This is a genomic window from Gordonia sp. NPDC003950 (assembly GCF_053605205.1).
Genome location: NZ_JBSGIT010000016.1, coordinates 87,503 through 109,927, shown reverse-complemented (window position 1 = coordinate 109,927; position 22,425 = coordinate 87,503). Strand labels below are relative to the sequence as shown.

18 protein-coding genes are annotated in these 22,425 nt (G+C 66.6%); 11 read left to right on the top strand and 7 right to left on the bottom strand.

Annotated features, from left to right (window positions below; genetic code table 11):
* Genes ACWETB_RS15555 through ACWETB_RS15545 form a run of 3 tightly spaced genes read left to right on the top strand, consistent with a single transcriptional unit; the run spans position 1 to position 3,699 of the window.
* Positions 1-2,319, top strand: a complete 2,319-nt coding sequence (locus ACWETB_RS15555) for a DUF5682 family protein (RefSeq protein WP_452212083.1) — start codon at positions 1-3, stop codon at positions 2,317-2,319.
* Positions 2,316-3,500, top strand: coding sequence for a VWA domain-containing protein (locus ACWETB_RS15550; protein ID WP_452212082.1), 1,185 nt, complete (start codon positions 2,316-2,318; stop codon positions 3,498-3,500). The genes ACWETB_RS15555 and ACWETB_RS15550 overlap by 4 nt, the downstream gene beginning before the upstream one ends.
* On the top strand, positions 3,463-3,699 hold the full coding sequence (locus ACWETB_RS15545; protein ID WP_348805740.1) for a hypervirulence associated TUDOR domain-containing protein: 237 nt from the start codon (positions 3,463-3,465) through the stop codon (positions 3,697-3,699). The genes ACWETB_RS15550 and ACWETB_RS15545 overlap by 38 nt, the downstream gene beginning before the upstream one ends.
* A gap of 131 nt (positions 3,700-3,830) precedes the next feature.
* On the opposite strand, the gene ACWETB_RS15540 is transcribed toward ACWETB_RS15545, so the two are convergent.
* Positions 3,831-3,974: a hypothetical protein gene (locus ACWETB_RS15540; RefSeq protein ID WP_348805739.1), complete on the bottom strand. Its 144-nt coding sequence runs from the start codon at positions 3,972-3,974 to the stop codon at positions 3,831-3,833.
* A 99-nt stretch (positions 3,975-4,073) separates the two neighbouring features.
* On the opposite strand from ACWETB_RS15540, the gene ACWETB_RS15535 reads away from it, so the two are divergent.
* The 3 genes from ACWETB_RS15535 to ACWETB_RS15525 all read left to right on the top strand — a co-directional run bounded on the left by ACWETB_RS15535 (position 4,074) and on the right by ACWETB_RS15525 (position 9,503).
* Positions 4,074-7,445, top strand: coding sequence for a DEAD/DEAH box helicase (locus ACWETB_RS15535; protein ID WP_452212079.1), 3,372 nt, complete (start codon positions 4,074-4,076; stop codon positions 7,443-7,445).
* A gap of 535 nt (positions 7,446-7,980) precedes the next feature.
* Entirely contained in the window at positions 7,981-8,346 is a 366-nt protein-coding gene (locus ACWETB_RS15530) for a hypothetical protein (RefSeq protein ID WP_348805737.1), read from the top strand.
* Positions 8,343-9,503 (top strand): hypothetical protein, encoded by a 1,161-nt coding sequence (locus ACWETB_RS15525; protein WP_348805736.1) that lies wholly within the window; start codon positions 8,343-8,345, stop codon positions 9,501-9,503. The genes ACWETB_RS15530 and ACWETB_RS15525 overlap by 4 nt, the downstream gene beginning before the upstream one ends.
* Here the strand turns inward: ACWETB_RS15525 and ACWETB_RS15520 are convergent.
* From ACWETB_RS15520 to ACWETB_RS15505, 4 genes are all read right to left on the bottom strand, one after another.
* Complete coding sequence (locus ACWETB_RS15520) at positions 9,484-10,455, bottom strand: SMP-30/gluconolactonase/LRE family protein (protein ID WP_348805735.1); 972 nt, start codon at positions 10,453-10,455, stop codon at positions 9,484-9,486. The genes ACWETB_RS15525 and ACWETB_RS15520 overlap by 20 nt on opposite strands.
* Before the next feature lie 28 nt (positions 10,456-10,483).
* The gene (locus tag ACWETB_RS15515; protein ID WP_452212076.1) at positions 10,484-11,476 is read right to left on the bottom strand and encodes an RNase H family protein; all 993 of its coding nucleotides are present in this window, start codon (positions 11,474-11,476) and stop codon (positions 10,484-10,486) included.
* A 137-nt stretch (positions 11,477-11,613) separates the two neighbouring features.
* Positions 11,614-12,645, bottom strand: coding sequence for an ADP-ribosylglycohydrolase family protein (locus ACWETB_RS15510; protein WP_348809615.1), 1,032 nt, complete (start codon positions 12,643-12,645; stop codon positions 11,614-11,616).
* Between the two features lie 288 nt (positions 12,646-12,933).
* A complete protein-coding gene (locus ACWETB_RS15505; RefSeq protein ID WP_452212074.1) occupies positions 12,934-14,205 on the bottom strand; it encodes a vWA domain-containing protein in 1,272 nt (423 codons plus the stop codon).
* A gap of 96 nt (positions 14,206-14,301) precedes the next feature.
* Between ACWETB_RS15505 and ACWETB_RS15500 the strand changes: the two genes are divergently transcribed.
* Both ACWETB_RS15500 and ACWETB_RS15495 read left to right on the top strand, forming a co-directional pair.
* A complete protein-coding gene (locus ACWETB_RS15500) occupies positions 14,302-15,012 on the top strand; it encodes an NUDIX hydrolase (RefSeq protein ID WP_348809613.1) in 711 nt (236 codons plus the stop codon).
* On the top strand, positions 15,009-15,545 hold the full coding sequence (locus ACWETB_RS15495; RefSeq protein ID WP_452212072.1) for a hypothetical protein: 537 nt from the start codon (positions 15,009-15,011) through the stop codon (positions 15,543-15,545). The genes ACWETB_RS15500 and ACWETB_RS15495 overlap by 4 nt, the downstream gene beginning before the upstream one ends.
* Positions 15,546-15,599: 54 nt before the next feature.
* Here ACWETB_RS15495 and ACWETB_RS15490 read toward each other — a convergent pair whose 3' ends face one another.
* Positions 15,600-17,162, bottom strand: coding sequence for a class I adenylate-forming enzyme family protein (locus ACWETB_RS15490; protein WP_452212070.1), 1,563 nt, complete (start codon positions 17,160-17,162; stop codon positions 15,600-15,602).
* A 535-nt stretch (positions 17,163-17,697) separates the two neighbouring features.
* On the opposite strand from ACWETB_RS15490, the gene ACWETB_RS15485 reads away from it, so the two are divergent.
* The 3 genes from ACWETB_RS15485 to ACWETB_RS15475 are packed head-to-tail and all read left to right on the top strand — an operon-like array spanning position 17,698 to position 20,860.
* Positions 17,698-18,813, top strand: a complete 1,116-nt coding sequence (locus tag ACWETB_RS15485; protein WP_452212068.1) for an acyl-CoA dehydrogenase — start codon at positions 17,698-17,700, stop codon at positions 18,811-18,813.
* A complete protein-coding gene (locus ACWETB_RS15480) occupies positions 18,810-20,165 on the top strand; it encodes a bifunctional PIG-L family deacetylase/class I SAM-dependent methyltransferase (protein ID WP_348805727.1) in 1,356 nt (451 codons plus the stop codon). Before ACWETB_RS15485 ends, ACWETB_RS15480 begins: the two co-directional genes overlap by 4 nt.
* Positions 20,162-20,860, top strand: coding sequence for a glycosyltransferase (locus ACWETB_RS15475; protein WP_348805725.1), 699 nt, complete (start codon positions 20,162-20,164; stop codon positions 20,858-20,860). The genes ACWETB_RS15480 and ACWETB_RS15475 overlap by 4 nt, the downstream gene beginning before the upstream one ends.
* A gap of 26 nt (positions 20,861-20,886) precedes the next feature.
* Here ACWETB_RS15475 and ACWETB_RS15470 read toward each other — a convergent pair whose 3' ends face one another.
* Positions 20,887-22,287: a cytochrome P450 gene (locus ACWETB_RS15470; protein ID WP_348805774.1), complete on the bottom strand. Its 1,401-nt coding sequence runs from the start codon at positions 22,285-22,287 to the stop codon at positions 20,887-20,889.
* Positions 22,288-22,425 lie beyond the last annotated feature (138 nt).

The following is a 22,425-nucleotide window of genomic DNA, read 5'->3' as shown; positions in this document are numbered from 1 at the left end:
ATGTCCGTGACCACCGTCGAATCCGCTCTCGGGGCCACCGGCATGGTGGCGCCGGGCACCTACGTGCTCGGCATCCGCCACCACGGACCGGGATCGGCGCGCGCCGTTGTCAGCGAGTTGAACCGCATCCGGCCCGACGCCGTCCTCATCGAGGGACCGGCCGATGCGTCGGATCTCATTGCGGCGGTGATCGACCCGGGAATGGCGCCACCGGTCGCGCTGCTCGGCTACGCCGCCGACGATCCGTCCCGCGCCGCGTTCTGGCCGTTCGCCGAGTTCTCCCCCGAATGGCAGGCCATGCGCTGGGCGGTGACGCACGCGGTGCCGGTGGAGTTCTGCGACCTCCCCACCTCCATGGTGCTCGCCCACCGCACCGAGGCTGGGGCCGCGCGCGAGACAGACCCGCCCCGCGAGATCGATCCGCCCCGCGAGATGGATGCGCCCAGCGAGATGGATGTGTACCGCGCCGACCCCATCGGTGCCCTCGCCACCGCCGCCGGGTACGGCGACCCCGAACGCTGGTGGGACGACGTCATCGAAACCCGGGGTGAGGGAGCAGGTTTCGACGCCATCACCGAGGCGATGGCGGCGTTGCGGGAAGACGACTTCCTGCAGGTCACCGACAATTCCGACCCCGAAGCCCGGCACGAGGCCCGCCGCGAAGCCCACATGCGCCAAGCGATCCGCAAGGCCCTCAGACGCGACGGAGTGCAGCGCGTCGCCGTCATCTGCGGTGCCTGGCACGCACCGGCACTTGCCGGGAAACTCCCACCCGCGGCCGCCGACACCCGAACCCTCAAGGGCGCACCGAAACTCCGCAGCCGCCTCGCCTGGGTTCCCTGGACCCACTCCCGCCTGGCCACCGCCTCCGGCTACGGTGCCGGTGTCATCTCACCCGGCTGGTATCACCACCTGTTCACCACCGACGACGACGTCATCGTCCGCTGGCTCATCCACCAGGCCAACCTGCTGCGCGACAAGGACATCGATGTGTCCTCGGCGCACATCATCGAAACCGCGCGACTCGCCGAGACACTCGCCGTGCTGCGGCGCCGACCCCTCGCCGGTCTCGCCGAGATCAGCGAGGCCACCCTGTCGGTGATGTGTCACGGCGACACCGCCCTCGCCGACCTGATGTACCGCGAGGCCGTCATCGGTGAACGCCTCGGTGCCGTCCCCGCCGACGCCCCCGTCGTCCCGCTGCAGGCCGACGTCACCGCCACCGCGAAATCCGCACGCCTCAAAATGGATCCGGTCGTCAGAGAACTCGTCCTGGACCTCCGCAAACCCGCCGACAAGGCGAAATCGTTGCTGCTACACCGACTGCAGATCCTCGGCGTCGACTGGGGCACACCCAACGAGGTCACCGGCACCGGCACATTCAAGGAGGGCTGGATCCTTGCGTGGCGCCCCGAGTACGTCATCGACATCGTGATGGCATCGGTGTGGGGCACCACGGTGTACGGGGCCGCCGCGGCGAAGGTCGCCGACACAGCGAGCGGCGGAACATCACTCGGACAGGTCACCGGGGCCCTCGAATTCGCGTTGCTCGCCGAGCTCGTCGACGTCATCCCCACCATCCTCACCGCACTGCGCGACCGCGCCGCCGTCAATCACGATGTCGCCCAACTGATGGAGGCCCTACCGGCGCTCGGGCGGGCCCAGCGCTACGGCGACGTCCGCGGCACCGACACCGCCGCCCTCGGCCTGGTGGCGTCGTCGCTGCTGACACGTGTGTGCGTCGGCATCCCCGCCGCGATCTCCAGCCTCAACGACGACGCCGCCAACGAGTTCAAGCAACGCCTCGACGCCGTCCACGAGGTGGTCGCCCTCCTCGACACCGGCGACACTCAGAGGTGGACCGGTGCACTCCACGCGATCGCCGACCGCACCGACGTCAACGGACTCCTCGTAGGCCGCGCCACCCGACTGCTCCTCGACGGCGGGTGCATCGAAACCGCCTACGCCGCAACGCGATTGCAGTTCGCGTTGTCGACGGGATCGACACCGACCGCCAAAGCGCAATGGATCGACGGCTTCCTCGGCGACGGCGGGCTGCTCCTCGTCCACGACCGCGACTTGCTGGTCATCCTCGACGGCTGGCTCACCGGCCTCGGCGACAACGACTTCACCGACGTCCTCCCGTTGCTGCGCCGGACCTTCGGGGTGTTCGACCCGTCGGTGCGTCGCAACATCGGCAACCGCGCGGCCGCCCTCGACGGGCAGCGACCCGCTCCCGTCCCCACCGTCACCACCTTCGACGCCGAGCTCGCCACACCCGTGGTGGCCGTCGTCGCCGGAATCCTGGGATTGCAATGACCGACAACAACGGTGAATCAAACAGCGCCGCGGCCGATCGCGATCGCCGCTGGCGACTCGTCCTCGGCGATCCGGCCGCCGACGATTTCCCCGCCCTCGGCGGAGCCGATCTCGCCATGGACAATGCACTCGCCGCGCTGTATGACAACGGCGGCGGCTCCCGCAAAGGGGGACTGGGCAAGTCGGCGCCGTCGGTCGCGCGGTGGCTCGGCGACATCCGGGAGTACTTCCCGTCCACCGTCGTCCAGGTGATGCAGCGCGACGCCGTCGAACGGCTCAACCTGTACGCGTTGCTGACCGAACCCGAACTCATCGACAGCATCGAACCCGACATCGACATGGTGACCACCCTGATCGGGCTCGGTCGTGCCATCCCGGCGAGTTCCAAGGCGTCGGCACGAGCACTGGTCCGCAAGGTCGTCGACGAGGTGGAACGCCGCATCGCCGACCGCACCCGCAGCGCCGTTGGCGCCGCCCTCGACCGCGCGGCCCGGGTGAACCGGCCGAAGCTGCGTGACATCGACTGGAACGCCACCATCGGCCGCAACCTGCACAACTATCTGCCCGAACAGAAAACCGTTGTGCCCGAACGCCTCGTCGGCCACGGCCGCCGCGCGCAGGTGGTCAGCAAGGACATCATCCTCGCCATCGATCAATCCGGGTCGATGGCCAGATCCATTGTGTACGCGTCGATCTTCGGTGCGGTCATCGCCACCATGCGGTCGGTGCGGACCTCCCTCGTCGTCTTCGACACCGAGGTCGTCGACCTCACCGACGAACTCGACGACCCCGTCGACGTGCTGTTCGGCACCACCCTGGGCGGCGGTACCGACATCAACCGGGCCATCGCCTACTGCCAGGGTCTCGTCACCCGCCCCGAGCACAGCATCGTCGTGCTCATCTCCGATCTGTACGAGGGTGGCGTGCGCGACGAGATGCTCAAGCGCGTAGCGCAGATGCGCGCCGACGGCATCACGGTGGTGGTGCTGCTCGCGCTGTCCGACGAGGGCGCGCCCTCCTTCGACCGGGACATCGCCGCCGCGTTGGGCGCCATGGGTATCCCGGCATTTGCCTGCACCCCCGATGCGTTCCCCGACCTGCTGGCCGTCGCAATCAACCGCGGTGACATCGTCGGCTGGGCGGATGCCAACGAACTCTCCCAGCGGGGGATGGAGGAGTAGCCGCCGGCGCGGTGCCCGACTCGGCGAGACCGCAGGTGGTCGCAGACAACACGGCACCGCACGCGAGAAACGCTCCTCGCCCTTCACCTTCGACGGCCAGAAGTTCGACGCGAGCGACGGCGAGCCCTTCTGGATCGTCGAATCCGACAAGACCGGGGCGAAGGCGGCGTACAAAGAGTCGTCGTTGACGAAGAAGTAGCGGTGTCGAGCAAGTCGTTGCCCATTTCTAGACATCGGGCCCGGTAGCCGGAAGCCATGACCTGGGGTTTTGTCGCTCGGCTACTTGGGGAATGTCTAGAAATGGGCAAACCCTGCCGCCGACCGAGGGTTTCAGCGCGACTGGACCGTCCCCGCGAAGATTCCCAGCCTCGCGCGCAGGCCGGCCACCACGTGGCCGTCGGGCGAGGTGAGGATGCTGAAGGTGATGGGCGGATCGGCCTGGATCGGGCGGGTGATCTCGAACAGTTCGGGCATGGGTGGGCTCCACGGGATGACACGGGATGACACGGGCTCAGGCTGTGCTGCCCTTGGTGCGTGTGCCGTGATCGGTCGTCACCCGGTACCCTGCGGCACGTGGTCCCACCTGCTCTGATCGCCTCCGACGCCGACCTCCGCCGCGAGTTCGGTGCGACGACGCTGCAGCGTGCCATGCAGTATCGCCGCAGCGGGATGATCAGGACCTACGGGTGGTCGTCGGACGGTCAGGTCCTGTCCGGGACGTGCCAGGGGAGCGGACCGCAGCAGTATCGGGTGTCGGTACTGTTCCGCGGAACGCCGTCGATGGCCACCCTCGCCGCGACGCGGTGCAGCTGTCCGGTCGGTGTGCGCTGCAAACACGCGGCCACCCTGATGCTGGTCGCGATCTCGGACTCGCAGCGAGCGGGTGCGACCACCGCGACGGCCGCCCCGGCGCCGGTCGCCCCCAACTGGCGGACCGCACTGGGCGGTGTGGTCGGTACCTCGAGCGACGAGTCCGAACGCCGGCCGTTGGCCCTGATCGTCGGGCGTGGTGAGCCGTCGCGGTTCATGCCCGAACCGGGACTGCACCTGCGGCCTATGGTGATGGGGAAACGTGGTCAGTGGATCAAGACGGGGGCGACATGGCAGGACGTCCTCTTCACGCACAACACCGAACTCGACGTCGCCCACTGTGACGCCCTGCGCACGATCTATCAGGTGTTGCACCGCAATAGCTACGTGAGCAACCCCGACACGCTGTCGCTGACCAACGCACCGCGATCGATCTGGCCGGCGTTGCGCAACGCCGTCGACGCCGGGGTCACGCCGATCGCCCAGACGACGCGCAGCTTTCCCGTCAAGAACGTGCGGTTGGGTTCGGCGACAATCGACTACGACGTGACCAAGGACGATGACGGTGTTCGGGTGGGTGCGGTCCTCCACGTCGACGGCGCCGCGGTGGAGCCCGGAGCGGTGTCCCTGCTCGGCACCGCCGGGCCCCAACCGCACGGACTCTCCTACATCGCCGATGACACGCTGACGCTCGCCGGTTTCGCCGATCCGGTACCGACGCAAGGGGAGATCGAGTTCGCCACCCGGATCCGGACAGTCACCGTCCCCGAATCGGATCTGGCGGAGTTCACGGTGGAGTTCCTGCCCCGCATCGAACGTCGACGCGCCGTGGCCGTCGACGACGGCGTGCTCACCCCGCCGACCATCACCGGCCCGGTCGCGGTGCTCACCCTCAGCGATGACGGTGATCATCATCGCTACACCTGGAGCGTCGGCTACCTGATCAACGACAAACGTCACCTCTTCGACGTCAACGAACCGATCGGCGCCACACCCTACCGCGACACGCCGGCCGAAGCGGCACTGTGGAAATCGATCCGCGCCGAGCTGCTCCTGCTGGCCACGATGACCGCTCACTGGGTGATGTCGGCGCGGGTCTCGTGGCGTGCGGAAACCATGAGTCACCCGGGCCCGCGCGCGAAGGAGGCGGTCACTCTTCTCGACCAGGTCCTGGCCGAGGAGATCGGCATCGCGGACCTCCCGGAGCACATCCTGCGGACGGCGGCGGATATGCGCCCGGTGGACGCGGCATTCATCACCACCGAGATCCTCCCGGAACTCGAGCAGGAGCCGAACATCCTGATCGACAACAGGATCGCCACCGACTACCACTACCTGGATGCGACGCCGGAGATCCGATTCGGTGCCGGCGACAACGGCACCGGCAACGACTGGTTCGCCCTCGACGTCGCGGTGACCGTCGGGGACCGGGAGATCCCATTGCGACAGATCATCTCCGAACTGACGATGGGATCGTCGTTCATCGTTCTCGACGACGGTGCCTACGTCGGCGTCGACACCCCGGAGCTGCGGCGACTTTCCGAATTGCTCTCCGAAGCAAGGCAACTCGGCGAGATCGAGAACGACCGGGTGAACACGTCGTCGATGAACGCCACGTTGTGGGAGGAACTGCTCGAGCTCGGCGTCGTCGATGCGCAACTCAAGTCGTGGCAGGCCCGGATGGCCAACCTGGCCGCCGCGAAACCCCCACGGCGAGTGGCTACTCCACGCACCGTGAAGGCGACGCTGCGTGACTATCAACGGGACGGACTCGACTGGCTGAGCTTCCTCGCCGACAACGATCTCGGCGGAATCCTGGCCGACGACATGGGTCTGGGCAAGACACTGCAAACGCTGGCGTTGATGGCGCGGGCGGCCAAGAAGAACCCCGACGTGCGTTACCTGGTGATCGCGCCGACGAGCGTCGTCCCGAACTGGGTGGCAGAGACCCGACGCTTCGTCCCCTCGCTGCGGGTCACGTCGATCGTCGCGACCGAAGCCAAGTCCGGGATACCGACGGCCGAGGCGGTCGGCGACGCGAACGTCGTGGTCACCTCCTACACGCTGCTGCGCTTGATGTTCGACGATATCAGCGAATTCTCCTGGGACGGAGCGCTGTTCGATGAGGCGCAGTTCATCAAGAACCACACCGGAAAGACCCACCAGTGCGCCCGCCGGCTGGACGCGCCGTTCAAACTGGCGATCACCGGTACTCCGATGGAGAACAACCTGATGGAGCTGTGGGCACTGCTGTCGGTGACCGCTCCGGGATTGTTCCCGTCTCCCAAGGCTTTCGAGACCTACTTCCGCAAGCCCATCGAGTCCGGTGAGGAGTCGGGCCGGATGGACACGCTCCGCCGCCGGATGAAACCGGTCATGCTTCGCCGCCGCAAAGACCAGGTGGTGCTGGACCTGCCGGCGAAGCAGGAGCAGGCGATGATGCTGGAACTCACTCCCCGGCACCGCAAGATCTATGACACCCGGCTGGCCCGGGAACGGCAGAAGGTGTTGGGACTGCTCGGTGACTGGGAGAAGAATCGCTTCCAGGTGTTCCGCTCTTTGAGTTTGCTGCGCCAACTCAGCCTGCACGCCGGACTGGTCGACGAGACGAACCGTGGAGTCGAATCGGCGAAGGTCGAGTTCCTGATGGAGAGTCTGCCGGAGCTGATCGCCGAAGGGCACAGTTCGTTGGTGTTCAGTCAGTTCACCGGATTCCTCGCCATCGTCCGCGCACACCTCGCCGACGCCGGGATCGCCTACAGCTACCTCGACGGCAGTATGACGGCACGTGAACGTGCCGCTGCCATCGCCGAATTCACCTCCGGAAGCACGCAGGTCTTCCTGATCAGCCTGAAGGCCGGTGGATTCGGGCTGAATCTGACCGAGGCCGACTACTGCTTCGTGTGTGATCCGTGGTGGAATCCGGCGGCCGAAGCGCAGGCCATCGACCGCGCACATCGGATCGGCCAGCAGCGTCCGGTCACCGTGTATCGGTTGGTGTCCTCGGACACCATCGAGGAACGTGTTGTGGCACTGCAGGATCGAAAGCGCGCACTGTTTGACGCGGCCATCGACGAGGGGGAACTGTTCGGTACCGCCATCACCGCGTCCGACATCCGGGAGATGTTGGGCTGAGCCGTTGTGGCGACATCCGTTATGGCGCATCGGATATCGCCGCTAGTGTATATCAGGGACTTTCGTCCCTACTGAAAGTGGCGCACCTTCAGTAGAATTGATGATGACAGAGAGGGAATCCCGGTGGTGCGTAGGAGTTTCGAAGACCCCGCCACGGGCGAGTCCATCCCGATCTGTCGAATCCGTTGATTGCCACGGTAAGTCGCGCGGCGAGGGTTTGTCTTCCCTTCCGTGCGGTCGGGGTACGAGGTACACGAACGTTCTCAACGGATTCCTGCATCACTCGACGCAGATGATGTCGTTGGATTCCTACGGCTGTCAGTCCTTGTGATGGACAGCTGAGCTCGTCGTCGGGGGAGTCCAGCGCCGCATCCTGCGCTCCCGTGTTGGGCGGCACGTGTTCCCGGGTGTGCATTCGTCTCCGACTCGGCTGCAGTCGTATGACTGCAGCCGAGTCGGTTGTGTTCGGCCCACGTCGTCGAGGCCGATCCGTGCGCCACCGGTTCTGTCGGTGCTTCCTCGTACAGTGGCCACCATGACCGATCACCTTCCCTTTGTGCGTTCCGACCTCGTGGGTTCCTGGCGCATCACCGAGATGAGCGAGTGGGACCAGGACACCATCGACCTGATGGGGCCAGCGTTCATCATCTTCGACGACCATGGCCTGGGTTTGCTGGGATTCATCGCGGTCGAAGGCGGAATCGACTGGGAGCCGCCCGGTGACCGTGACCCGTCGCGGGTCGACTTCACGTGGGTCGGATTCGACGACAACGACGAAGCGAGCGGCGCCGGGTGGGTCACGTTCGTCGAACCCACGGTGATCGCCGGCCGCATCACCTTCCACCAGGGCATGCGCAGCACGTTCCGGGCGGTTCGCGACGAATCTGTGGGTCCGCGATGAGTGAGTACCAGTACTACGAGTTCGTCGCGATCGATCGGCCGCTCGGCGACGAGGAGCAAGCGCAGATGCGTGGGCTGTCGTCACGTGCGGACATCACCGCCACCAGCTTCGTCAACGAGTACGACTACGGCGACTTTCGGGGCAGCCCAGGGCAATTGATGGGACTGTGGTACGACGCGCACCTGCACGTCACCAGTTGGGGTACCCACCGGCTGATGGTTCGGATCCCGATCGCGCTGGCGGATTTCGATGCGTACGAAAGCTACATCGTCGACGGTGAGGTCGATATCTGGTCGACCGACGAGCACGTCATCATCGATCTGACGAGCAACGACGAGGGCGACGACTACGATCTCGACGCACCCGCGATGCTGTCGTCGATGGTCGGAATCCGCGGGGAACTCGCCGCCGGTGATCTCCGGGCGCTGTATCTGGGCTGGCTTGCGGCGCAGAGTCGCCCGTTTCGGTGGGTGCGAGAGAACGGCGTCCTGATCGACGACGAGGACGAATCGACGCCGACGCCACCTGTTCCGCCCGGACTGCGGGCCCTCACGTCGCCGCAACGTGCACTGGCCCGTTACCTGCGTGTCGATGACGATCTGCTCCGAGCCGCCGCTGAGTCTTCCGCCGACATCGAGGACACCACCGACGAGTACGAGAGCTTTGTTCGAGGTCTTGCCGCGACGGAGAAGGACGCGCTGCTGGTCCGGGTGCTGCGTGACGGGCAGCGTCAGGTGCATCTCGAGTTGATGGGGCGGTATCGCGAATCGTTGCCGCGGGTCGACGCGCCCGCCGGGCCCCTCGTCGCCGAGCTCCTGCGGCGTGCCGACCAGCTCGCCACCACGCGGGAACGGTCGGCGGCGCGCAAACGTGCGCGGGAGAAGGCCCGGATCGAGCGCGAGCGGCTCGCCGCCCATGAGCGGCGGCTGGCCGAGTTGTCCGAGGACCGCGTGCGGAGCTGGTCGCGAGTCGAGGCGCACATGCAGGCCACCAAGGCCGCCGACTACGACTGCGCGGTCGCCCTGCTGACCGACCTGCAGGAGGTGTACCACCGCGGTGGTGACGACGACGAGTTCGTCGAGCGGGTCGCGGTCTTGCGAAATACGCACTCCCGCAAGGTGAGTCTGATGAAGCGACTTACGGACGCCGGGTTGTGATCGCCAAAGCGGACAGATCGAGTCGCAGGAGCGCGGTGCGGCGCAGCCCGGCCACATACAGGAATCCGCGGTATTCGACGGCGCCGGTCGCCATTTCGTAGTCGTCGCGGTGAGTGTGGATGTCGTCGATGACTTCACCGTCGGCGGTGATCGAACGAAGCCACACGATGTCGTCGGGACCGGGCATCAGCCGGTCGGGTAGGCGCCATGCGATCCGGCGGATCCAGCCGGGCAGTCGCCCGGAGCGGTCCAGGGATGCGCTGCGCGGGTTGGTGAGGGCGACCCAGGCGTGCCAGTCGCGGAATTGTGACAGGTTGTCGGGATAGCCGGGGAGGTTCTCGGCGAGGATGGTGCGACGCGCGTCGCTCAGGTTGACGCGGCTGAGTCGGTATCCGGCGGTTTCGACGAGGATCAGCGCGTCGCGGGACGGGGTGAGCGCGAGGCCGTTGGGGAAGTCGAGGTCGGTCAGGATGACCGACGTGGTGCCGTCGACGTCGTGGCGGAGCAGCCGCCCGGACGGGCGGTGCTCGAGGAACGCCCCGAGGTAGTGGTCGAAACCGAACCGTGTGGACGATTCGGTGAACCAGATCGCGCCGTCGGGGGCGAGCGCGGCATTGGAGCAGAAGTTCAGTGGCACACCGTCGATCTCGGACACGAGCGTCGTCACCGCGCCCGTAGCGACGTCGACCGACAGTAGGCCCCGGTAGGCGTCGCAGACGATGAGACCGTCGGGAGCCGGCTCGAGTCCGAGGGGGCGGCCGCCCGTGTCGGCGACGATGCGCGTCGTGTGGCCATCCGGATCGATCTGGACGATGCTGCCACCGTCCACACCGCAGTACAGCATTCCGTCGTGGCCGACGACGACGTCCTCGGGAAACCGGCCCGGCAGGGGAATGAAGTGCGCCGCCGGGAAAGGGCGCGAGGGTTCCGGTAGCGGAGGTGCGGCCGGCACCACCCGGCGCTGTGGTCGAAGTGGCGGTTTACGAGGCACGCGATTCGCCGACGTGCTCAGCGCGGAAGGCGTCGGCAAACCCGTCGGCCAACCCTTGTGCGCGTCGGTGGTACTCGTCGTTCGTCAGGTCGTTGCCCGGCGTCAGTCGCCGCGACGCGAGACGCGCGAGGGCGTCGGCACCCTCGTTCAGCAGGTGACCGCGATGGCCCGGCTGCCACACGATGTCGATGCGGTCGCGGTGCGTCTGGATGCGCCGCTGCGCCTGGACGAGGCCGGCCGGACCGTTACCACGGTCAGTGGTGTAGCCGTCGGGGAGAACCGTGATGCCCGCAGCCCATTTGCGCACCATGGCCACGGCCAGTCGGCTGTCGGTGAGGATGGTCAACGGTGCGTGACGGATGGCCCGCACGGCGTCGTCGATCGCACGGAGCTCTGCGACGAGAACCGGGTTCGACCCGATCACCTTGCGGCAGTGCGAAAACCCGCGCAGACCGTACATGCCGTCGGTGGCGAGCCAGCCCCAGCCGGTGATGGACCCTCGGACCGATCCGTCGGTGGCGACCGTGACCGGCTCGAAATCCTGGACGCTCGGCGGCACCGGCGCCACTTCGGCGTTGATCCGCGTGTGGGCCTTGTGGAACAGGGCGGCGTCGGCGGGGGCTGCGAACTCGAGAAGCACCCCGGGAAGCAGCGTCTCGATCTCGATCTTGCTGCGCCACAGCAGGCTTCCGGCCGACAGCTGGACGGCGAACCGCAACCGTGGTTGCCCGACCGTCCGACGCCGGATGTCGACGAGGGCATCGAGGATCGCGACGTGGGTGCTCGGCGCGGACACCCGGCCGAGCCACTCCACGTCGGTGCCGGCGGCGCAGTAGACATACCGGGCGTCGGCAACCCGTTGAACGGCGAGCGCCACCGAGGTCATCGGTTGTGCCTCCGCCGGGCGCAGGCAGCCGATGTCGAGACGGGGACGACGCGTGGGCAGTGGAATCGGTGCGGGATGTGCGTTCGCGCTCTCCATGATTCGTTGTCCTCTCGTCGGGTGCTGCGTTCGATCATTCCCGCGTGTGATCATTCCATGGGGGTCCGACATTTTTGGGTTACGTGCGGCTGCGAACGTTCCGATGGCCGACGTCGCTTGACTCCGTGCGGACGCCGTCAGGACCGCACCTCTTGTGCTGTCGCTGACAGGGCCTTGTCGGTCAGTGTTGCCAGATCGGTGTAGGTGGTCGCGTCGCCGTCGACGAACGGCCAACCGTGCACGGCGTCGCGGTGGGTCCCCGACACCGCACTCGCACCCCACCGGGCTCCCAACAATCCGCCTGCGATGGCCGCGACGGTGTCGGTGTCGTCGCCGATACATATTGCGGTATACAGGGATTCGACAAGAGTCTGATGCGCATCCGCTGACGTGTGGGGTGTCTGCAGGACCGCCGCTGCCGCGGCCTGCAGCGCTCTGACCGTGAAGCCGTTGGGGGCGAACCCTGCCGGATCGCCGGTGGCGGCCTCGTCGAGCCACATCGACCACTGTTCGCGACGTTGCGAGGGCAGGAGGTCGAGTCCGGCGGGGATGTTGACGCGCCCCTCGCGGATGGCGACACGAATGGCCTCGCACCAGATGACGCACGAGTCACCGGCCAGTGCGTCGCTGTGGGTCAACCCGGCGACGGCGCGGGCGGCCTCGGCGAGGGTGGTGCGGTCGTCGAGGTGGGCGAGTGCGACGGGTGCGGTGCGCATGAGGGCGCCGTTGCCGGCCGAACGTGGATGCTCGGCGGCGTGGATCAGTGACTCCTCCCGCATGATCGCGCCGACCGGCGCGTCGGGATCGCCGTGCAGCCTGCGTCGCGTCGCCGACAGCACGGCGTAGGTCTGGTTGCCGATGTCCGGTGGGCAATCGCCCGGAAAGTCGTTGAGCCATCGCAGGAACTGGCGTGCGACCGCGTCGAGTCCGGCGTCGGAGGTGAGGTCGTGACCCTCGGCGGCGGCGGTCGCGATGGCGACGGCCATGGAGGTGTCGTCGCTCCATTCGCCCGGCTGATAGGAGCCGAGTCCGCCGCCGATCATCTCCGGGATGTCGGTGGGGCCGAGGCGTCGGCCGAACTCGTACGGGACGCCGAGGGCGTCGCCGACAGCGGTGCCCAGGAGGGTGCCGTGGGCGCGGTCGAGTTGAATGTCGGTGAGTGAGGGCATGTGGGTCCTCTCGCGGTGTGTGCTGTGGTGGGGTTTCGTCGTCGTGTCACCGGATCTCGACTCGGTGCTCGCCCTGGGGGCTCGCACCGCTCGACCGGCGAGATGGTGGTCTCGATACGCCGACTCGCAAGCTCGTCGGCTACTCGACCAGCGGCAGGCTACTCGACTGGCGGAAGGGAGGCGGGCCGACCAGCGGGGGGCTGGGGAGGCGGGCCGACCAGCGGGGGTTGGGGAGGCGGGCCGACCAGCGGGGGTTGGGGAGGCGGGTCGGCAACAGGACGGTGCGGCCTACCCACGCCCCCGCTTGCGGTTGCTCTGCTGGTAGGAGTCGCGGGAACGCTTGGAGGCGTAACCGGCTCCCAGAGTGGATACTTCGGCCTCCAACTGATCCAGGAAGGCGATCTCGTCGGCGGCACCGACGACCGGGGGCGCGCCGGCCACGTCCATTGCGTCGAGGAAACTCGCCCGCGACCGGGCGAGGTACTCGAGTCCGGCTGCGGTGTCGCCGGACTCGTAGGCGCGCGACGCCTCCAGCTTCGCCTGTTGCCCTTCCTGATACAGCTTCTCCGACTGCACGGTGGGGTCGGGGATGCGGTCGCCGAGCTCGTCGCCGGGGACCACGTTCACCGAGATCGGCAGGGTCACCGTGTGTTCGGTGAGGGTCGCCGTCTCCACCCACCGCAGTTCGAGGGTCGCGATCTGGGCGAGACCCAACGCCGCGAGTCCGGTGACGCCCATGCGCAGCAACAACTTCCGACCTTCCTCGGCGTAGAGGTCGCCGAGCTCGATCATCACCTCTCCGTCGGCGGTCTGGTGTGCGGGCAGGTCGTTGTACAGCGACAGTTCGTTGACCTGCTCGACGTAGCGCACGGTGAGTGTGACGGCCTGGGCCGACTTCGACAGCAGCCCTTGCACTTCCGCACCGATGGCGGCGCCCGCGGCGTCGGGGTCATCGGCGAAGGTGTGATTGCCGTTGCCGGCTCGGGTGATCACCTCGAGCAGCGACTCGTCGTAGCCGCGTCCGTAACCGAGCGTGGAGGTCACGATGCCCTCGGCGGCGGCCTTGGCGGCGACGCTCGCGAACTCGTCGTGATCGCGGATACCCCGATTGATGTGGCCGTCACTGATGACGAGGACCGTCCCGCCGGAGATCCCGGCCACACCGGCGGCGCGACGCAGATCCTGCAAGCCGCGCAGGTATCCCGACGACAGGTCGGTGCAACCGCCCGGGGTGACGGCGCCGATCGCGTCGACGGCGCGCTGCTTGTCGGCCAGGGGTGCCGCGGGGACCACGACCATCGCGGCGTCGTCGAATGCCACGACGCCGAACGCATCGTTCGGATCAAGCTGCGCGACAACGCTTGTCAGTGCCTTCTGGGCCCCTTCCAGCGGCGGCCCGGACATCGAACCGCTGCGGTCGAGCACGATCTGCAGTGCGGTCGGCGGGCGCGGCGAATCGGATGCCGGCGCCGCGGGGGCCTGTAGTTCGAGCATGACGGTCACCTCGTCGGCGGTTTCGTGGGCGACGACGTCGACGTCGAGGGCGGCGGAGAACTTCATCTTCTACTCCTTCTCTCCGCCCCGGCGTCCGACCGAGGCGACTTTGCGCATTTCTGAGATTACTACTTTGCGCAGATTCTCGCATAGGGTGTTGGCGTGGCTGCTGCGCGAACCAGTCGATTGACCGACTATCCGCGACCCAGTGTCGCCGTCGACATCGCTGTGCTCAGCGTGGTCGATGCGGCCCTGTGCGTGGTCGTGCAACGCGACGGCCACGGCACCGCGATGCTGCCGGGGCGATTCATCCGCGAACGACGCACCGTCGCCGATACCGTCGGCGAGGTACTCCAACTCAAACTGGGGCTCTCGCCCGATCACATCCACCCGCACCTGCTGCGGGTGTTCGATGACCCTGATCGAGATCCTCGGGGGTGGACGATCTCGATCGCGCACGCCGTCGCACTGCCTGCCGCGCAGCTGACGGATGTGGTCGGTGAGCTGATGCCGGTGACTCCCACCGGGGCGCTCGCCTCAGGAGAAGCGTTGCTCTACGACCACACGCAGATCATTGCAGCCGCCACCGACAGTCTTCGGGAACGCTACGAGGACCGCCCGGATCCGGACAACCTGCTGCCGCAGCCCTACACCCTCAGTGAACTGCGCGAACTCCACGAGGCCATCCTCGGAAGGCAGCTGATGCGGGATTCATTCAACCGACGGGTGCAGCCTCTCCTGGCACCGCAGACCGACGCGACCGGGTCGCCGGTCACCCGGGCGGCCGGGGGCCGCCCGGCACGCCTGTACGCCAAGGACGGACCACCGACCGCGACCTTCGGATGGAAGCTGCCCAGCAGGGACGACGGATGAGCAACCGGCACTCAGACTCCCGGCTCTCAGACTCCCTGCACCCGCACCCCCGGCGTCGGCGCATCGTGGTCGCCGCGATCGGGGTGCTGGTCGTCGTGGTGATCGCAGCGGTCTGCTGGGCGGTTGCACACCGAGACTCCGGCGCCAAGAAGTCCGAGTCCGTCACCGCGTGTGAGGCGGCGCTCCGGCACGAGGTCGCCGCGGAGTATCAGCAGAACAACGGGATCGACGCCGGTGCCGCCGCCGACCGGGCGGCCGCGGTGCGCTTCAGTGATGGGGATGTCCGGAAGACCATCATCAGCGAGGACCTCCAGATCGCGATCAGCAGCGACGGTCGTCGTGACTCCGACGTCGACACGGTCTGGGAGATGTCGACCACGGTCACCATTCCCCAACCGCTACCGAAGAATTCGAGCTACGCGCCGACGGACTCCGCGAGTTGCGTCATGACCGTGTACACCGACGGCACGATCAGCGTCAGCAACCAGGAGATCACCGCACCCGTGGGATGGTCGACGCCCTACACGCCGTGATGGTCGTGGTGGACGGTGAACGGTGGACGACGCCCCGACAACCGGGACAACCGGCTACAGCCGCACGGGCACCGCATGCCGGCGTCGGAGCTCGGACTTGTTGATCTTGCCGGTCGGCGTCGTCGGTAGCCTGTCGAGGATGGTGATCTCCTCGGGCTGCTTATAGGGTGCGAGTTTTGTACGGCACAACTCGTACAGTTCCTCGACGTCGACGGGTTCGTCGACGGAGACGTATGCCAGTCCCGCCTCACCGAAGCTGTAATCGGGTATCCCGATGACTGCCGCTGCCGTGACATGCAGATGGGAGGTGAGGAGGTTCTCGATCTCGGCGGGGTACACGCTGTACCCGCCGCGGACGTACATCTCCTTGCGACGGCCACGCAACACGAGGTGGCCGTCGTCGCGCTGCGCGACGATGTCACCGGTACGTACCCACCCGTCGTCGCCGAAGGTTGCTGCGGTGGCATCGGGCCGCTGCCAGTATCCAGCGGCGGTGATGCTGCCGCTGATCAGGAGTTCGCCGTCGTCGCCGGGCGCAACGTCGTGGCCGTCGCCATCGATGACCCGCACCTCGGTGTCCCCGACGGGGACACCGAGCGTCGTGATCAGCGTGTCGAGGTCGTCGCCGGTCCCCGAGATCACGGCGCCGCCCGAGGTCTCCGACAGGCCGTACAGATTGGCCAGTCGTGCCGTCGGGAACGCTTCGGCCACTCGGGCACCCAGCGCCGGTTCGAGATTCGCGCCACCGACCACGCAGGTCCCTACTGCCGACCGGTCCGAGTCGGCGAACTTCGGGTGCGCCATCATCAGCTGATACATGGTCGGCACGCCAAGACAGACCGTGGCGCGATGGGTCAGCATCGCCTCCAGGGAATGCTGGGGATGGAACTCCGGCACCAGGATCAGCCGCGCGCCGATGGTCAGGGCGGCGACCACCGTGCAGGTCAGACCCCCGACATGGTTCATCGGCATGTGAGCGAGGAAGGCATCGTCGGCGGTGTGACCCAGGTGCTGCGCCTGCGCACGAGCTGAGGCGAGAATGCTTGCGTGCGTGAGCATGGCGCCCTTGGGGGCTCCGGTGGTACCGGAGGTGTAGAGCAGAAACGCGGGTGTCATCGGATGCACGGGGGCCCACTGCTGTTTGGTCTTCGGTGCGGCCGTGATCAGGTGATTCCAGGTGCGGCTGGTCGAGAATCCGCCGTCGCCGAGAAACACGAAATGCTTGACCCCGGGGAGTCGATTGCGGAAACGCTCGAGGAACCTCGCGAAGTCGAAGTCTCGGGTTCTGTCGGAGCAGATCAGCACCGATGCTCCGGACTCGTTGAGCATGAAGTCGAGCTCGCGTTCCCGGTACAGAACGTTGAGGGCCACCACCGTCGCACTGAGTCGGGTGGCGGCAATCAGGGTCAGGATCCATTCCGGACCGTTGGGCGCTGCGATCGCGATGCGATCACCACGGCTCACCCTGATGGTGTTGAGGCTTCGTGCGAGGCTGTCGGCGGCGTCGGCGACCTCGCGGTATGTCCAGGTGCGTTCGTTGGTCACCAGAAACGGCGCGTCTGGAGTGCGCTCGACGACGTCATCGAATACGGCAGGAATCGTCGGGGCCGTACTCATCGAACCGGTCATGCGCGAGCCTCTCCCAGCTGACGACGCCTGATACGTCCTATTTCCATACCTAATCAGGACCAGGGGCAACAGGCAATGGTGTGACGGCGTGCGCGGGGGTGCACCAGGCGGCACCCCCCACCCACTGACCGTCAGATCAGCGTCGCAGCAGCGTGAACACACCCCAGCCGAGGTGCTCCCGCATGCACCGCGAACAGCGTCCGGATTGCCGTCGAGGCAGCGGCGGATGGGCAGCCTTTGCGCTGCCGCGTGGCGATCCCAGCTGTTCCGGTCGGACGGGTTCATCTCGACAACGTCATACGCGAGGTCACCGAAGCGGCCCATCAGCTCGGGCAGCGGCAGAAGATCGACGACACTCGTTGCACCGCATCCCTGTGCGGTCTCGTCTCGCCTCGCACGATTGCCCTCACCACGCCGACGGTGGTAGCCGGGCTATCATGATCAGGTGGCGACTGCCACAGAAGTGTTCCTCCAGCCTCGGGGAGCGCCACAGCTGAACCGACATCGGCGGTAGGTGACTTTCTTGAGGTCCACGAAACATCAACGGTCGGCACCCTCCGACGTCGAACCACGGTCCGATCGTCGATCCACGGTGCGGCAGACCGTCCAGCCTGAGCGTCTTGAGCCGGTGGTGCTTGCCGGTGATCCGCCGGACGGCGAGAGCCTCGACTGCCTCAGGGCGTTGGTCGACGACGTTCCGGTGCCCGTGAACACCATCCTCGAGCATCTGTGTGAGCTGGGCCGCGCAACACGAGCACACGCGAATGAGGTCTCCCGCTGGTCGCTGCTCGCCACCGTGGCGGCAATCGATCTCACCGTCGCCCGAGTACTCGAACCACACCTTGACGCGCTCACGATCCTCGACGAGGCCCACTCCCCGGTGGCCCTCGATGCCGATGGCCTGCGCTGGGGTGTCTACGCTGCCGAAGGACCAGAACGCTTGTACGCGAATCATTCCGGCAATCGATGGGAGCTCTCCGGCATCAAGCCGTGGTGCTCTCTGGCGGACCGTCTCGACCGCGCGTTGGTCACGGCCTGGACCTCGCCCGACACGAGGCGGCTGTTTGCGATCGACCTGACCGATCCGCGAATCGCCGTCGGCACCGAAGCATGGGTGGCGCGAGGCCTCACCGCGGTGGCATCGCCGAGTATCCATTGTGAGTCAGCCGCGGCGATACCGGTGGGCGGGGATGGCTGGTACCTCACACGAGCCGGATTTGCGACCGGGGGGATTCGGGTCGCGGCGGTGTGGTTCGGCGGCGCGGTCGGCATCGGTAGAGTCCTCCGAAGACGCAGTGACCGTGACGATCTGGATCAGATAGGCAGGATGCATCTGGGCGCTGTCGACGAGGCACTGCATCGGGGCCGCTGCGTCTTGAACGACGCGGCGGCCCGTGTCGAAGCCGACGACACCGACGGTGCGGTACTGGCCTGGCATGTTCGCCGTGGGATGCGCGGTGTCGCCGAGGAGGTCATGACACGGGCCGCTCATGCGATGGGGCCCGGGCCTGCGGTACATGACGCCCGCTACGCGGCGCTGGTCGCAGATCTGAGCGTCTACCTGCAGCAGGAGCATGCCGACCGTGATGCCGCGGCGCTGGGGCAGGCGGTCGCCGACGGACGGGGCCTGGTGATATGACGACCGCCGAGGACTTTGATCCAGCGGACCCCGGGACGCTGGAAGTTCACTGGCGCAACCACTTTGCCTCGTCGTCGCAGCTGGTCCTCGATATCGAGAAATACCGGAATATGGTCGTGGTGGCCGCGCATCCCGACGACGAAGTCCTTGGTTGCGGTGGTCTCATCCACCGTGCCCTGAGCTCAGGAGCCACCGTCACCGTCATCCTGGCCACCTGGGGTGAGGCGTCGCATCCCAGTTCGAACACGATCAGTCCGGCGGCTCTGGGCCTGCGTCGACAGAACGAGATGCGCAGTGCTCTGGCAGCCCTTGAAAGTGACACGGGCGCAACGATCGATCTGACCGCACTCGGCTTTCCTGACGGACGCGTTGACGCGTATCGGGCAGACCTCACCGCGGCGATCGTCGACGCCGTCATGTGCATGGGCGGCAGCACCCTCATCGTGGCACCGTGGCGACACGACGGTCATCCCGATCACGTGGCGGCAGGCATGGCGGCCGCCGCCGCAGCGGCGCGTGCCGGGTGCGTGCTCGGCGAGTACCCGATCTGGTTCTGGCACTGGGGAACACCCGAACAACTGCCCCGTACCGGAGTGGCGATACATCGACTGTCGGCGGCAGAACACTCAGCAAAGCAATCGGGTATCTCCTGCCATGTCTCCCAAGTTCGGCGGCTCTCCGACGAGCCGGGCGATACTCCGATCCTTCCCGCTCACGTACTCGATCATTTCGACCGCGACTTCGAGGTCGTCATCCTCGATCCGACGCCCACCGATGTCTCGGCCTTCGACGAGTTGCATCGTCGGCACCGGGATCCATGGCGGGTGTCCTCCGGTTACGAAGTCGCCAAACGCCGTGCCACCCTGGCCTTGCTCGACGACCTGCCACGACCCCACCGCGTCCTCGAAATCGGCTGTTCGGTGGGAGCGTTGGCGGGAGACCTGGCCGACATGTGCGATTATGTCGATGCCATCGATCCTGCGCCGGCCGCCGTCGAGGCAGCCCGTCGACGTACTTCCGAGCACCGAAACGTCACCGTCTCGGAGGGATGGGCACCCGATCATCTCCCGACGGGCCCCTACGATCTCGTGGTCCTGTCCGAAGTGGGCTACTACCTGAGTGCGTCACAGCTCGCGCGGACGTTGTCTGTCATTCAGCAAATCCTCAGTCCTGGAGGATATCTCGTCGCCTGTCATTGGAGCCACCCGATCCGTGGGTGGCCCCTCGACGGTGCCGCCGTACACGCCGCCATCGACAGCACCTCCCATCTGGAGATCGTCGACGCAGCCCATGACCCCGACTATCTCCTCGGTCTCTGGCGGCACCGCTCCTCCCCGTCGTCGATGCCATGAACACCCAACTGACGCACATCCATGTTGTGGTGCCTGCCCGAAACGAGGAAGGTCTCATCGATCGCTGTCTGAGCATGATCGCGAGGTGTCGGGACGAACTCGTATCCAAGCGTGCTCCGATGGCCGTCAGTGTCACCGTGGTGCTCGATCGATGCGACGACGGGACTGCCGCGATCGCTCATCGACATGGTGCCCGGCTGGTGGAATGCGACGCCGGGACTGTCGGAGGGGCACGCCATCTCGGCGTCACCGCGGCGCTGGGCAGCGTCGGAGACAGCGAACTCGCCAATCACTGGATCGCGAATACCGACGCCGATTCTGCGGTCCCGCATGACTGGCTGATCGCGCATGCCGAACTCGCTTCGGCCGGTGCAGATCTTGTCGCGGGACTGGTCACGCCCGACGAAGCTCCCCTGACACCGCATCAGCGAACTCGCTGGCATCTCGCCCATCCGGTAGAGTCCGGGCACTCCCAGATCTACGGTGCCAACCTGGGCATTCGCGGCGACATCTACCGCGCGATCGGAGGTTTCGAACCACTGGCCACCGGCGAGGACCGGGCACTGGTTGCGGCGGCCGGCGTGCTCGGTGCGATCACGGTGGCCACCGCCCGCGGTATCGTCAGCACCTCCGCGCGTCGATATTCGCGCGCGCCCAACGGTTTTGCCGAATGGGTGCACAGCGCTTCGCGGTGACGGGTCGGCTTATCGTCGACGCAGTCCTACCGTCGTCGCATGTCGATCGGCAGGCCGTCGGCAGGGGTTGGGCCCGTTCCGTATTCGAGACTGAGTCGGTAATCGGCGGGGACCGACCATTCGAAGTTGAGCAGCAACTGATGCATGATCGACTTCACTTCCATGCCGCCGAAGTAGAGGCCGATGCACTTGTGGGCGCCGCCGCCGAAGGGTGACCACGCGAAGCGGTGCACCTTGTCTTCCCGGCGTTCGGCGGCGAAGCGTTCCGGATCCCAGACGGTTGGATTGGGCCACCATTCCTCGCGAAGCATCGTCGCCCACGGGTGGATCGCGATGACGGTACCGGCGGGGACGAAGTGGCCGAGGATGTCGGTGTCGGTGATGGTCTTGCGGAAGAGCATGCCGACGGGCGCATTGATGCGCAGGGTCTCCTTGAACGCGAGGTCGAGGCTGGGCAGCTTGTCCTGGTCGTCGTAGTCGAGGGTTGCCTTGCCCAACGCCAGCGACTCATCCCGAAGTCGTTGCTGCCATTGAGGATTGCGCCCCAGATAGTGCGCCATCATCGACAGGGCGATGGTCGAGGTGTCGTGTGCGGCCATCATGACGAAGATCATGTGGTTGACGACGTCCTCATCGGTGAAGGTATTGCCCTCGTCGTCCTCGCTGTGGCACAGCACGCTGAACAGATCGTCGCCGGGATCGCTTCGGCGCGAGCCGATCTCGGACCGGAAGTACTCCTGCAGGGTCTCACGACCGCGGAGGCCGCGGGCCCAGGTGAAGTTGCCGACGTCTGCCCGGATGATCGCCTGCCCGCCGCGTACGGCGGCCTCGAAGGCGACTTCGAGGCGCCGGTTCTCGGCCCCCTCGAGGGTCGATCCGACGAACACCTCCGACGCCAGCGAGAGCAGCAGCTCCTTGGTTTGTGTGTACATCGGAAATCCTTGACCCACATCCCAATTGGCGAGCGTCTTCTCGATGTGCGGGGTCATCAGATCGAGGTAGCCCAGCAATCGCGGCTTGGCGAAGGCTTGCTGGAGAATACGGCGATGATGCATGTGCTCGCCGAAATCCATGAGCATGATGCCGCGACGGAAGAACGGGCCGATCATCGGTTCCCAGCCCTGCTCACTGGAGAACGCCTTCTCCCGGTTCATCCATGCACATTCCACGGCCTCGGGTCCGACCAGGGTGACGATGTTGTCCTGCAGCGAGCCCGACCACGACACCGGGCCGTACTTCTCGAAGCGCTCCATCGCGCTGGCGAGCGGGTCGGCGAGCATGTCGACGGTGTGGCCGAGGAACGGGATGCCTGCGTCACCCATCACCGGCTTGAGGCCGGAGTCGGCCGGTGGCTCGGCGAGCGGCTTGGCCGGATCGGGGTAGTAGGAGGTGGCCTTGTTGAAGGCGTGCTGGAATCGTTTGGCCATCACCGTCGACATCGTCAAATCCTCCGGCTCCTCGGTTGGCTCGGTCGGCGGGAACTCCGCCGGAGCTTAGACACAAACTGCATTAAGTGTGTCAATGAGGCTGAGTGTACCGCGCGGTGTGGCCGACGTCACGCCCGT

Coding starts and splice junctions, on each gene's coding strand:
- ACWETB_RS15555 (WP_452212083.1), top strand. CDS start 1: ATGTCCGTGACCACCGTCGAATCCGCTCTCGGGGCCACCGGCATGGTG.
- ACWETB_RS15550 (WP_452212082.1), top strand. CDS start 2,316: ATGACCGACAACAACGGTGAATCAAACAGCGCCGCGGCCGATCGCGAT.
- ACWETB_RS15545 (WP_348805740.1), top strand. CDS start 3,463: ATGCCAACGAACTCTCCCAGCGGGGGATGGAGGAGTAGCCGCCGGCGC.
- ACWETB_RS15540 (WP_348805739.1), bottom strand. CDS start 3,974: ATGCCCGAACTGTTCGAGATCACCCGCCCGATCCAGGCCGATCCGCCC.
- ACWETB_RS15530 (WP_348805737.1), top strand. CDS start 7,981: ATGACCGATCACCTTCCCTTTGTGCGTTCCGACCTCGTGGGTTCCTGG.
- ACWETB_RS15525 (WP_348805736.1), top strand. CDS start 8,343: ATGAGTGAGTACCAGTACTACGAGTTCGTCGCGATCGATCGGCCGCTC.
- ACWETB_RS15515 (WP_452212076.1), bottom strand. CDS start 11,476: ATGGAGAGCGCGAACGCACATCCCGCACCGATTCCACTGCCCACGCGT.
- ACWETB_RS15510 (WP_348809615.1), bottom strand. CDS start 12,645: ATGCCCTCACTCACCGACATTCAACTCGACCGCGCCCACGGCACCCTC.
- ACWETB_RS15505 (WP_452212074.1), bottom strand. CDS start 14,205: ATGAAGTTCTCCGCCGCCCTCGACGTCGACGTCGTCGCCCACGAAACC.
- ACWETB_RS15495 (WP_452212072.1), top strand. CDS start 15,009: ATGAGCAACCGGCACTCAGACTCCCGGCTCTCAGACTCCCTGCACCCG.
- ACWETB_RS15490 (WP_452212070.1), bottom strand. CDS start 17,162: ATGAGTACGGCCCCGACGATTCCTGCCGTATTCGATGACGTCGTCGAG.
- ACWETB_RS15480 (WP_348805727.1), top strand. CDS start 18,810: ATGACGACCGCCGAGGACTTTGATCCAGCGGACCCCGGGACGCTGGAA.
- ACWETB_RS15475 (WP_348805725.1), top strand. CDS start 20,162: ATGAACACCCAACTGACGCACATCCATGTTGTGGTGCCTGCCCGAAAC.
- ACWETB_RS15470 (WP_348805774.1), bottom strand. CDS start 22,287: ATGGCCAAACGATTCCAGCACGCCTTCAACAAGGCCACCTCCTACTAC.